Source organism: Bradyrhizobium sp. LLZ17, assembly GCF_041200145.1.
GTDB lineage: Bacteria > Pseudomonadota > Alphaproteobacteria > Rhizobiales > Xanthobacteraceae > Bradyrhizobium.
In genome coordinates, this window is the sequence record NZ_CP165734.1 from 4,526,042 (window position 1) to 4,537,742 (window position 11,701).

General features: G+C 63.4%; 9 protein-coding genes and 3 pseudogenes. 5 read left to right on the forward strand and 7 right to left on the reverse strand.

From position 1 onward, the window contains the following. The first annotated feature begins 9 nt into the window (after window positions 1-9). Complete coding sequence (locus AB8Z38_RS21810) at window positions 10-810, forward strand: xanthine dehydrogenase family protein subunit M (RefSeq protein ID WP_369719869.1); 801 nt, start codon at window positions 10-12, stop codon at window positions 808-810. 198 nt (window positions 811-1,008) lie between these two features. Next, complete coding sequence (locus tag AB8Z38_RS21815; RefSeq protein WP_369719870.1) at window positions 1,009-2,145, forward strand: CaiB/BaiF CoA transferase family protein; 1,137 nt, start codon at window positions 1,009-1,011, stop codon at window positions 2,143-2,145. 218 nt (window positions 2,146-2,363) lie between these two features. Here AB8Z38_RS21815 and hppD read toward each other — a convergent pair whose 3' ends face one another. Continuing rightward, window positions 2,364-3,482, reverse strand: a complete 1,119-nt coding sequence (hppD, locus tag AB8Z38_RS21820) for a 4-hydroxyphenylpyruvate dioxygenase (RefSeq protein WP_369719871.1) — start codon at window positions 3,480-3,482, stop codon at window positions 2,364-2,366. A gap of 121 nt (window positions 3,483-3,603) precedes the next feature. Here hppD and AB8Z38_RS21825 point away from each other — a divergent pair, with 121 nt between their 5' ends. Together AB8Z38_RS21825 and AB8Z38_RS21830 are read left to right on the forward strand one after the other, a co-directional pair. Further along, entirely contained in the window at window positions 3,604-4,083 is a 480-nt protein-coding gene (locus AB8Z38_RS21825) for an Lrp/AsnC family transcriptional regulator (RefSeq protein ID WP_369719872.1), read from the forward strand. A 73-nt stretch (window positions 4,084-4,156) separates the two neighbouring features. After that, a pseudogene (locus AB8Z38_RS21830) lies at window positions 4,157-4,333 on the forward strand (DUF1272 domain-containing protein); the annotation flags it as partial. 140 nt (window positions 4,334-4,473) lie between these two features. Here the strand turns inward: AB8Z38_RS21830 and fahA are convergent. The 5 genes and pseudogenes from fahA to AB8Z38_RS21855 all read right to left on the reverse strand — a co-directional run bounded on the left by fahA (window position 4,474) and on the right by AB8Z38_RS21855 (window position 10,130). Next, window positions 4,474-5,744 (reverse strand): annotated as a pseudogene (fahA, locus tag AB8Z38_RS21835) (fumarylacetoacetase). A gap of 194 nt (window positions 5,745-5,938) precedes the next feature. Then, window positions 5,939-7,285, reverse strand: a complete 1,347-nt coding sequence (hmgA, locus tag AB8Z38_RS21840) for a homogentisate 1,2-dioxygenase (protein WP_369719873.1) — start codon at window positions 7,283-7,285, stop codon at window positions 5,939-5,941. A gap of 2 nt (window positions 7,286-7,287) precedes the next feature. After that, window positions 7,288-8,244 carry an MBL fold metallo-hydrolase gene (locus tag AB8Z38_RS21845; protein WP_369719874.1) on the reverse strand — a complete coding sequence of 319 codons (957 nt, stop codon included), beginning with the start codon at window positions 8,242-8,244 and terminating at the stop codon, window positions 7,288-7,290. A gap of 23 nt (window positions 8,245-8,267) precedes the next feature. Next, the gene (locus AB8Z38_RS21850) at window positions 8,268-8,492 is read right to left on the reverse strand and encodes a DUF2783 domain-containing protein (RefSeq protein ID WP_369719875.1); all 225 of its coding nucleotides are present in this window, start codon (window positions 8,490-8,492) and stop codon (window positions 8,268-8,270) included. 9 nt (window positions 8,493-8,501) lie between these two features. Continuing rightward, complete coding sequence (locus tag AB8Z38_RS21855; protein ID WP_369719876.1) at window positions 8,502-10,130, reverse strand: FAD-dependent oxidoreductase; 1,629 nt, start codon at window positions 10,128-10,130, stop codon at window positions 8,502-8,504. A 109-nt stretch (window positions 10,131-10,239) separates the two neighbouring features. Here AB8Z38_RS21855 and AB8Z38_RS21860 point away from each other — a divergent pair, with 109 nt between their 5' ends. Continuing rightward, complete coding sequence (locus AB8Z38_RS21860; protein WP_369719877.1) at window positions 10,240-10,782, forward strand: MarR family winged helix-turn-helix transcriptional regulator; 543 nt, start codon at window positions 10,240-10,242, stop codon at window positions 10,780-10,782. A 99-nt stretch (window positions 10,783-10,881) separates the two neighbouring features. Here the strand turns inward: AB8Z38_RS21860 and AB8Z38_RS21865 are convergent. Beyond that, window positions 10,882-11,067, reverse strand: a pseudogene (locus AB8Z38_RS21865) (lanthionine synthetase); the annotation flags it as partial. Between the last annotated feature and the right edge of the window lie 634 nt (window positions 11,068-11,701).

Consider the following 11,701-nt stretch of genomic DNA (forward strand, 5'->3'; position numbering starts at 1 on the left):
GAGAGAAAGATGTACCAGACCACATATCATCGCGCCTCTTCAGTCGATGAGGCCGCCTCTCTCTTCGCGAAGGGCAGCGACGCAAAGTTTCTCGCCGGCGGCCAGACGCTGCTGCCGGTCATGAAGCAGCGCCTCGCCAGCCCCTCGGACGTGATCGATCTCGGCAAGATCAAGGAGCTGATCGGCGTCGAGGCCTCCGGCGACACGGTGACCATCAAGGCTGCCACGCCGCATTATGACGTCGCGACCAGCGATGCCGCGAAGAAGGCGATCCCCGCGCTCGCCTACCTGGCGTCGCTGATCGGCGATCCTGCCGTCCGCTATCGCGGCACGATCGGCGGCTCGATCGCCAACAACGATCCCGCCGCGGACTATCCGGCCGCGCTGCTCGCACTCGGCGCTACCGTGAAGACCAACAAGCGGTCGATCACGGCGGACGACTTCTTCAAGGGCCTGTTCACGACCGCTCTTGAAGACGGCGAGATCATCACCGCCGTATCGTTCCCGGTTCCGGCGAAAGCAGGCTACGCCAAGATGCGGCATCCGGCCTCTCGCTTCGCGCTGACCGCGGTCTTCGTCGCGCAGACCAAGTCGGGCGAGGTTCGGGTGGCCGCGACCGGCGCTTCCCAGAGCGGCGTGATGCGGGTGCCCGCGATCGAAGCCGCCCTGAAGGCAAACTGGTCGCCGGCCGCGATCGACGGCGTGAGCATTTCGGCGAGCAACCTGCTGGCCGATATCCACGGCACTGCGGAGTACCGCGCCAATCTGGTCAAGGTGATGGCACAGCGCGCCGTAACCGCCGCCGGGTGATAGCGCCTCAACACAAATCTTCCGCGGCGCGCAGCGATGCGCGCCGCTTTTATTTTGGCCAGTCGTGACGAAAACCGCTTGCCTCGCTGGCGTGAAGGCGAGAAAAGTTAATCAGCCAATTAACTCGCCCACAGAGGAACGTCCCGAGCGCTTGCCCGGACCATCGGCAATCCGCCCGCGACCCGAGGAAACAACAAATTGCTCGACAAACCAGCCGAAGAAAAACCAGAAGAAAAACCAGAAGGCTCCTCCGTTCGCAACTCGGGCCCGCTGTCAGGCTTCCGCATCGTCGAATTCGCGGGCATCGGGCCCGGCCCGTTCGCCTGCATGTTGCTGGCCGACATGGGAGCGGAGGTCGTCACGCTTGATCGCGTGGGCGCCAGGAAGAGCATGAAGTCGGTGGCCGGCCGCGGCCGCAAGGTGATCGAGCTCGACCTCAAGGACAAGGCGGCAATCGCGCAAGCGCTCGACCTGCTTGCGAATGCCGATGCACTGGTCGAGGGCTTTCGCCCCGGCGTGATGGAGCGGCTGGGCCTCGGGCCCGATGTCGTGCTCGCGCGCAATCCAAAGCTGGTCTACGGCCGCATGACCGGCTGGGGCCAGGAAGGCCCGCTTGCGAACGCCGCCGGCCACGACATCAACTACATCTCCATCACCGGCGCGCTTGCCGCGATCGGCACCAAAGAGGCGCCGGTGCCGCCGCTCAACCTGGTCGGTGATTTCGGCGGCGGCGCGCTCTACCTCGTGGTCGGCGTGCTCGCGGCGCTGCTGGAAGCGTCAAGGTCCGGCAAGGGCCAGGTGGTCGACGCAGCGATGTGCGACGGCGCGGCATCGCTGATGTCGTTCTTCTTCGACATGACGGCGATGGGCCGCTGGACCGAAGGCCGCAACCAGAATTTCCTCGACGGCGGCGCGCATTTCTACGGCGTCTATGAATGCGCCTGTGGCCATTTCGTCTCGATCGGCTCGATCGAGCCGCAGTTCTACGCATTGCTGCGCCAACACGCCGGCCTGACCGATGCCGATTTCGACGCGCAGATGGACCGCAAGGCCTGGCCCGCGCTGAAGGAGAAGCTCAAGACCGTGTTCAAGAGCAAGACGCGCGAGGACTGGTGCAAGATCATGGAAGGCACCGACATCTGCTTCGCACCGGTGCTGACCATGTCGGAAGCAACCGAGCATCCGCACATGGTCGCGAGAAAGGTGTTCGTCGAGCGCCACGGCGTGAAGCAGCCGGCACCCGCGCCGCGATTCTCGCGCACGCCGTCGACCGTGCGCGAGCCGGAGGGGGCGGAGATCGGGGCGGTGACGAAGGCGTGGACAACCGGAAGATAAACTCCCGGTCGCGCCCCAGCCTGCTCTCGTCATCCCGAACAAGCGCAAGCGCAGATCCGGGATCCATAGCCACAGACGGATGTGATTACGAAGACTCGGAGTGGCCGCCTTCGGCTTGCGACTACGTCCTGTGGTTATGGGTCCCGGATCTACGCGCGCTTTAGGGCGCGCTTGTCCGGGACGACAGCTGCGTTTTGACGCGGCAGTGTGCCCGAAAGCTACGCCGCATTCTCCACCTTCAACACCCCGCGCCGGATCTGATCCTCCTCGATCGATTCGAACAGCGCCTTGAAGTTGCCCTCGCCAAAGCCGTCATCGCCCTTGCGCTGGATGAACTCGAAGAAGATCGGGCCGATCGCATTGGCGGAGAAGATCTGGAGCAGCACTTTGGTTTGGCCGCCCTCGACGACGCCTTCGCCGTCGATCAGGATGCCATTCTTCTGCAAGCGCGCAATGTCCTCACCATGCTTCGGCAGTCTTGCGTCGATCCGCTCGAAATAGGTGGCGGGCGGCGCCGGCATGAACGGCAGGCCGGCTTCGCGCAGGCCTTCGATCGTGCTGTAGATGTCGCGGCAGCCGCAGGCGATGTGCTGGATGCCCTCGCCGCGATAGATATTGAGATATTCCTCGATCTGGCCGGAATCGCCAGCGTCCTCGTTGATCGGAATCCGGATCTTGCCGTCGGGGCTGGTCAGCGCCCGCGAGAACAGGCCCGAGGCGCGGCCCTCGATGTCGAAGAAGCGGATCTGGCGGAAGTTGAACAGCTTCTCGTAGAAGCCGGTCCAGACATCCATGCGGCCGCGATGAACGTTATGGGTGAGGTGATCGAGATAGAACAGCCCGGCGCCATCGGGCCGCGGATCGCGCGCGCCCACCCATTCGAACTCGGCATCATAGGCCGAGCCCTTGGCGCCATAGCGATCGACGAAATAGAGCAGGCTGCCGCCGATGCCCTTGATCGCCGGGAGATCGAGCGTCTTCTGCGCGGATGACAGATCCGCAGGCTCGGCACCGAGCGCAATCGCGCGCGCATAAGCGGCCTTCGCATCGACCACGCGGAACGCCATCGAGGGCGCGCAGGGACCGTGGGCGGCGACAAAGTCGAAACCGTGCGTGCCGGGCTGCTCGTTGACGAGATAGCTGATGTCGCCCTGGCGATACACCGTAATTGCCTTGGTCTTGTGGCGGGCAACGGGCGCATAGCCCATCAGCTTGAACAGCGCGTGCAGCTCTTGCGGCTTGGGATGGGCATATTCGACGAACTCGAACCCGTCGGTGCCCATCGGATTTTCGGCCGTGATCGTGGCCGGCGGTGCATCGTGCGGAAACGGACCCATTGGCTGCTCTCCCAAATTGCTCTGCAAGAACTATCCTTCATGGCGCGCGCAATGGGCGTGCAAACTGGACGTAGTTGAGCTAGGTTATGCATGCTTTGTGCATGAACAGGGCTTTTCGCGCATGATTTCAGTAGATGCCTTCGACCTCAAGATCCTGAGCGCGCTCCAGGATGACGGCCGCCTCACCAACCAGGAGCTCGCCGATCTTGCGGGCCTGTCGGCCTCGCAATGCTCGCGCCGCCGGATGCGGCTGGAGCAGGAGAAGGTGATCTCAGGCTATCACGCCGACCTCTCCAGCGAGGCCCTGGGCTTTGGCGTGGTCGCCTTCATCCAGGTGACACTGGCGACCCATTCACCTGACAACGCCAAGCGCTTCCGCACCCTGGTCAACCGCATCGACGAGATCCAGGAGGCGTATTCGTTGACGGGCGACGCTGACTATGTGCTGAAAGCCGTGCTGCACGATTTGAGGGGACTCTCCAACCTCGTCAACGATGTGTTGATGCCACACCAGAGCGTAGCGCATGTGCGCTCCTCGATCGTGCTCGACAGGTTGAAGGAAAGCTCGCGACTGCCGCTGAAGAATTTGAACCCTGGCTGAAATCGAGGGAATTGCGGCCTTCGCGCTGCCGGTCTGATTTGCGAAGATCCGAGCCAAACCCGGAGATTCAGCCATGGCGCTCCAGCTTCGCCCGAACTGCGAGTATTGCGACCGCGACCTGCCGCCCCATGCAACGGAGGCGCGGATCTGCTCCTATGAATGCACATTCTGCGCGGACTGCGTCGAGACGAAGCTGTCGAACGTCTGCCCGAACTGCGGCGGCGGCTTTGCGCCACGCCCGATCCGGCCAACGCGGCAATGGCGACCGGGCGTCTGCGTGATGACACACCCGCCCTACGAGACCTGCCTTCGCGGAAAGATTCTGGATTGCTTCGCTGCGCTCGCAATGACGGAGAATGTGGATAGAGCGTCGCGTCGCTCCCCCAGCAATCACTCCGCCGGCAAAATCGTCCCCTCGACCTCGCCGAACCCGACGCGGTAGCCGTTGCCCTGGCACCAGCCGCGCATCACGAGGCTGTCGCCGTCTTCCAGGAACGACCGCTTGGCGCCGCCGGCGAGCTCGACCGGCTCGGTGCCATTCCAGCTGATCTCCAGCAGGCTGCCGCGCTGGCTTTTCTCCGGACCGGAGATCGTACCGCTCCCTAAGAGATCGCCGACATTCATCGCGCAGCCGCTGGAGGCGTGGTGCATCAGCTGCTGCACCGACGACCAGTACATGTATTTGAAATTGGTGCGGCTGATGCGCGTTGGCGCATTCGTGCCGCCGGGACGCAAGGAGACATCGAGCTCGACATCGTAGTTCTGCGCCTTCGCCTGCTTGAGATAATCGAGCGGCGCCGGCTGCTGCTCCGGCCCCTTCAACCGGAACGGCTCCAGCGCCTCGCGCGTCACCACCCACGGGCTGATCGAGGTCGCAAACGCTTTGGCGAGGAACGGACCCAGCGGCACATATTCCCATTGCTGGATGTCGCGCGCGCTCCAGTCGTTGAGCAGCACGAAGCCGAAGATCATCTCCTCGGCCTGCTGCTCGGTCAGCATGCCGCCGATCGGCGACGGCTGGCCGACCACGACGCCCATCTCCAGCTCGAAGTCGAGCCGCTTGCACGGCGCAAAGCTCGGCACTTCCACATTCGGCGGCTTCAACTGCCCGCGCGGCCGCTTCACCTTGGTGCCGGACACCACGACGGTCGATGCGCGGCCGTTATAGCCGATCGGCATGTAGAGCCAGTTCGGCTGCAGCGCGTTGTCCTTGCCGCGGAACATCACGCCGACATTGGTGGCGTGCTCCTTCGAGGAATAGAAATCGGTATAGCCGGAGACCGCGAAGGGGAGATGCAGCGTCACGCCCGCCATCGGCACCAGCGCCCGCGCGCGCAGCTCCCGGTTGTCGCGCAGCTCCGGATGATCGGCGCGCAACAGTTCGCTGATCCGTGCCCGCGTCCTTGCCCAGACCTTTGGCCCCAGCGCCATGAAGGGATTGAGCGACGGCGCGGAGAACACGGCGAGCGGCCCGACATCGAGCCGGGGTCCTGCTCGAGCTCCCGGAGATCCAGCACGTCATTGCCGATCGCGACTCCGATCCGCGGCGTCGGATTGGCCGCAGTCGAGAACACGCCGTAGGGCAGGTTCTGGATCGGGAAGTCGGAGACGGGATCGACGTCGATGAAAGAGCGGAGGCTGGGGTCGTTGGGGTGGGGCATTTTTTTCCCGATACGAATTCTGGTGCCGAACAACCCTCCCCTGGAGGGGGAGGGTCGGTTCGCATGAAGCGACGCGGAATGCGAAACGGGGTGGGGTGATCTCTCAACTCGGGCACCGCCTCAATGGAGAGACTGTCACCCCACCCCGCTCGCTGACGCGAGCGACCCTCCCCCTCCAGGGGAGGGTAAGCAAGTCACGGCTTGCTGGGATCGAACCTTTTCTCCAGGCCCTTCCAGCAATCCGCGTAATCGTCCTGCAACGTTGCCGCGTTCGCGGCGTGCGCAGTTACGCGCTGCGGATAGCGGGTCTCGAACATGAAGGCCATGGTCCCGGTCAGCTTCACCGGCTTTAACTCGCCGTTGCTGGCGTGCTCGAACGCATCGCGATCCGGGCCATGCGGCAGCATGCAATTGTGCAGGCTCATGCCGCCGGGGACAAAACCTTGCGGCTTGGCGTCGTAGACGCCGTAGATCAGTCCCATGAACTCGCTCATGATGTTCATGTGATACCAGGGCGGACGGAAGGTGTTGTCCGCGACCATCCAGCGTTCCGGAAAGATGACGAAGTCGATATTCGCCGTGCCGGCGGTCTCCGACGGCGAGGTCAGCACGGTGAAGATCGAGGGATCAGGATGGTCGAAGGCGATCGCGCCGACCGGCGAAAACGTGCGCAGATCGTATTTGTAGGGCGCGTAATTGCCGTGCCAGGCGACGACGTCGATCGGCGAATGCGGCAATGTGGTTTTGAACAGCGCGCCGCCCCATTTGACGAACAGCTCGGTCGGCGTGTCCTTGTCCTCGTAATAGGCGACGGGCGTGAGGAAGTCGCGCGCATTGGCGAGGCAATTGGCGCCGATCGGCCCGCGCTCCGGCAAGGTGAAAGCGCCGCCATAATTCTCGCAAAGATAGCCGCGCGCCGGCCCGTTGGGAATCTCGACGCGGAACTTGACGCCGCGCGGGATCACCACGATTTCGCCGGGCTCGGCGTCGATGCGGCCGAACTCGGTGACCAGACGCAGATTGCCCTGCTGCAGCACGAACATCAGCTCCCCGTCGGCGTTATAGAAATGCTGGTCCACCATCGACTTGGTGATGAGATAGACATGCGCGGCCATGCCGGCCTGCGTGTTGACATCGCCGGCCGTCGTCATGGTCTGCACGCCCTGGAGGAAGGTCATGTCCTCCTTCGGGATCGGCGTCGGGTCCCAGCGCAATTGCGCGATCGGCAGATCGTTCTCATGGCACGGCGCTGAGCGCCACAGCCCGGCATCGGCCTTCTCGAAGCGACCGGAATGCTTCACCGACGGCCGGATACGATAGAGCCAGGACCGCTCGTTGGTGCCGCGCGGCGCGGTGAAGGGCGAGCCGGAGAGCTGCTCGGCATAGAGACCGTAGGCGCAGCGCTGCGGCGAGTTGCGCCCGATCGGCAGCGCGCCCGGAAGCGCCTCGGTCTCGAAGCTGTTGCCGAAGCCGGACATGTAGCCCGGCGTCACCTGCGCCGAGCTGCGGATGATCTGATCGGGCGAGGTATTGATGTTCATGACTATCCTCCTCCTTGCAGGGCGGCCCACATCTCCTGGTCGCGCTTGTCGGTCCAGATCACGGGATCGTCGATTCCCGAAGCTTCGTCGTAGGCGCGCGACACGTTGAACGGCAGGCAGTGCTCGTAGATGGCGAAGCCTTGGAATTTCGGATCCATCACCTCGCGCGTTGCCGCCATCGTCTCCTTCAACGTGCGTCCTTTGGCGACCGAGATTTCGGCGGCGACATAGAGCGAGCTGACGAAGTCGCGCGTCATCGCGATCGCTTCGCGCACGGTGGCGACACCTTTCAACGCATCGCCGCGGCCTGGCGCGATCGCCTTGGGATTGAAGTTGCGGATCTCGTTCAGGGTCAGCGGCCATTCACGCAAATGCGCATCGCCGCAATAGCAGGCCGAGTGATATTCGATCAGGTCGCCGGAGAACATGACTTCCGCGTCGGGCACCCAGGCGACGATGTCGCCGGAGGTGTGGCCGGCGCCAAGCTGCATCAGCCGCACCTCGCGCTTGCCGAGATAGATCGACATCTCGCCCTCGAAGGTCAACGTCGGCCAGGTCAGGCCGGGAATGCTCGCGGCATCCTGGAACAGGCGCGGGAAGCGGCCATATTCGGAATCCCAGTCCTGCTGGCCGCGCTCCTCGATCAGCCGATAGGTCTCCTGCGACGAAACGATGCCTTGCGCCTTGTAGGCGGACGCCCCCAGCACGCGGACGGCGTGATAATGCGACAACACGACATATTTGATCGGCTTGTCGGTGACGGTGCGCACGCGCTCGATCACCTTGTTGGCCATCGCCGGCGTCGACTGTGCGTCGAACACGAGACAGCTGTCGTCGCCGACAATGACGGCGGTGTTGGGGTCGCCTTCGGCGGTGAAGGCGTAGAGGTCAGGGCCGATCTCGGAAAAAGTGATCTTCTTCTCGGAGAGGTCGCCGGTGGATGCGAAATTCTTCGCCATCAGTTCATCCTTGGATTCACGGGTTATTGTTGTTGCTGTTGTTGCTGCTGGCCGTCGATCATGCGGCGCTTCGCAAGCCCGATCGCCTCGCGCAGCACGTCGATGTCGCCGATGTGGTTGGCGAGGATCAGAACCAGTGCTGCGTCGAAATCGGCGCTCTGCTCGTCGGTGAGACCGCGATGCGCCTCGACGAGGGCGCGAAAGGCGTCATCGGGCCGCGCGAAGTTGGAGCTGGTGGAGAGCGGCATGTGCTGACCTCAATTCAAGCCTTGTGCCCGCGACAGCGCGGCCGCCACGCCAGCGCGCGTCGGCTGGCGGAAGCGTGCGGCGACATAACCGTCCGGCCTGAGCAGATAGGCTGAGCCGGGCTCGGCATCGTAGCGCTTCGCGACGAAACCCTCTCGATCCGCCAGCCCGCCCTCACCGCCGATGCGGATGTCCTTGATGCCCTCGGGCGCTTTGATGGCCTCGCCGTTGCTGAACGACAGCAATGTGAAATCCGTTCCACCCTTGCGGAATGCATCCGTCAGATAGCCCTGCTCGCCCGCGCGCGTGGCAACGGGCGCATCGAGCATCGAACAGCCGGGAGACGGTCCGCCGCGCCACGCATCAGCATCGGGCGATGACAATGGAGAATCGTAGCTGCAAGGCACCGACAGCCGGCCGCCATTGACCATCCGCTTGCCGAACTCGGTCTCCTTGGCCAGCGACAGCACCGCCTTGCGCAGCCGCGCCTCCTGATGCGAGTTCGGCGCCATGAAGTCGGTCGAACGAGTGGATTCGCGGATATTCTCGTCGGCTGCCATACCGCGCTCGACATGATAGCTCTCGAGCAGGCTCGCAGGCGATGCGCCGCGCAGCACGCGGTCCAGTTTCCAGGAGAGATTTTCGGCATCCTCCAGACCCGAGTTGGCTCCGCGCGCGCCGAAGGGTGAGACCTGATGCGCCAAATCCCCGGCAAAAATCACGCGGCCATGGATGAAGCGGTCCATCCGTCGGCACTGGAATTTGTACAGCGAGATCCATTCGAACTCGAACTTGTCGTGGCCGAGCATGCGCGCGATCCGCGGCCGCACGTTTTCCGGCTTCTTCTCGACGATTGGATCGGCATAACGATTGAGCTGGAGATCGATGCGCCAGACATCATCGGGCTGCCGGTGCAGCAGCGCGGAGCGCCCGGCATGAAACGGCGGATCGAACCAGAACCAGCGCTCGGTCGGAAATTCCGCGGTCATCCTCACGTCGGCGATCAGGAACTGATCCTCGAACACCTGCCCGGCGAAGTCAGCGCCGACCATCTGCCGTAGCGACGACCGCGCGCCGTCGCAGGCAACGACATATTGGGCGTGCAGGCGATAGGCTCCATCCGGCGTCTCGATCGTCAGCGCGACGCAGTCGTTACGTTGCTCCAGCGCCGTGACCTTGTTGCGCCAGCGCAGATCGATCCCGGGCAGCTCCTGCACGCGATCGGCCAGGTAAGCCTCGGCGTAATATTGCTGGAGGTTGATGAAGGCTGGTCGCTTGTGGCCGTCCTCCGGCAGCAGGTTGAACTGATAGAGCTGGGACTCGCCGTGAAAGATGCGACCGACGCTCCACACCACGCCCTTCTCGACCATGCGGTCGCCGACGCCGAGCCGGTCCCAATATTCCAGCGAACGCTTCGAGAAGCAGATCGCGCGCGAGCCTTCGCCGATGCGGTCCGCATCGTCCAGAAGGACGACGCGCTGGCCGCGCTGGGCGAGATCGATCGCCAGCGACAGCCCGACCGGGCCCGCGCCGACGACCACGACCGGATGCTCGGCCGGATTCTGGACGGGACGATCCTGATCGGGGTGGCGGCGGTAGCCGAACTGGGTTTTGGCCTGATGGGTATTGGCCTGCGCCATGCACGAACCTCGGCTCTGGTCAGGAGAGGACTAATCTGCTAGATAGTCTCATGTGCAACTATTTTGGACCGGAGCCGGCCGGCCGTCAACTGGAATTCGGAGCGCTGACTTGGCGAGGACATCCGGCGATATCGCGCTGAAGACAAGAGGGGCGGATGAGGCGTTGCCGATGGCAAAGTCTCGGCTCGACCTGTTCAAGTTCGTCCCGTTCCGTCTCAACCGGCTCGCGGCAGAAGTCAGTTCCGCACTCGCGGTCGAATATCAGGAGCGCCACGGCCTCGACATTCCGGCTTGGCGGGTGCTCGCGACGCTCGGCTTCCGCAACGATGCCTGCAGCGCGCAATACATCTCGCAGTGCACCCGCACCCACAAATCGACCATCAGCCGCGCGGTGACCGCGCTGTTGCATCAAGCATTGATCGAGCGGGTCGAGAACGAAGCCGACCGGCGCGAGTTCCGCCTGCAACTGACGAAGAACGGCCGCGCGCTGTACGAGGAGCTGTTTCCGCAGCTGCTGCGGCGGGAAGATGAAATACTCTCCTGCCTCTCGGTGCAGGAGCGCAAGCAATTGTCGGCCCTGCTCGGCAAGATCGAGCAAAGCCTGGACCTGATCCAAACCAGCGCAGAGGCGGACGCAAAAGAGGCGTATTAGCGCCCTCATAAAGCGCATATGTCAGCTTCTTGGGCCAAGACACAGTACATCTGCAAGAGCACTGCCGCTCGCGACCCGAAGCGGTCTCAGCTCGCGGAGTCAGAACACGTCGATGGTTGGAAACCGAGCATCCCCTGTGACGCAATCCCAAAGATAGATTGCAAGACCGACGTCCCCGGTCCAAAGCGAATACCGACCGCGGCCAGCAACGATCTGAGCGCCGCGATATTGCAAGATGGCAGTCATGGCGAACTGGCGCGCCCGATCGAACCAAATCGGGTCGTTCGTGCGTCGGTAGAGCTTGAGGAATGCGTAGCCATTTCCGCCTGTACCGTGGCAAAGATTCTGAGCCCTTCGTTAACGGTCCGGCGGCCCAGGCGAAGCGCCCGCCATCCAACAGAAGCGCGTCAAATTCCGGTGTGGCGAACGGCGCGTCAGCAAAGGCCGTCACCATTCCCGGCGCACCGTGACAGTGCTGACAAATGAAAAGCCGCTTCTCGCGCTTGCTTCTCGGGCCCCACGTTGTTCCAATTTCGTGCCGCCATGCATTCGCTTCAAGCGCCTTCGGGACAAACTCAGTCACGTGCGCTTGCTGCGCGGGCGTCAACCAATCCCATCCGAGTAGCAATGGGATGACGTTGCCAGCGAAGCCGTGCACGGGCCCGAGAAAGCGGTCTTTGGTACCGTAAAGATCCTGCGTCCAAAGCGGCCCCTGCGGGGTATCCTCCAGTTCGGCCAACAGGCGGGCCGCTTGCACTTCGAAGAGGCAGCGCCAGCGCGCTTCCTGGGTCATCTTGGCCATATGGACCGCCGCGACCATCGAGCCAGGCATGCCCCACATGAGCTCTCGAATTGGCAATCCGCTATTTGCTTCGGCGCGCCTATACACGAGATCAGCGAGGCTCGCTGTCGGCGCAAG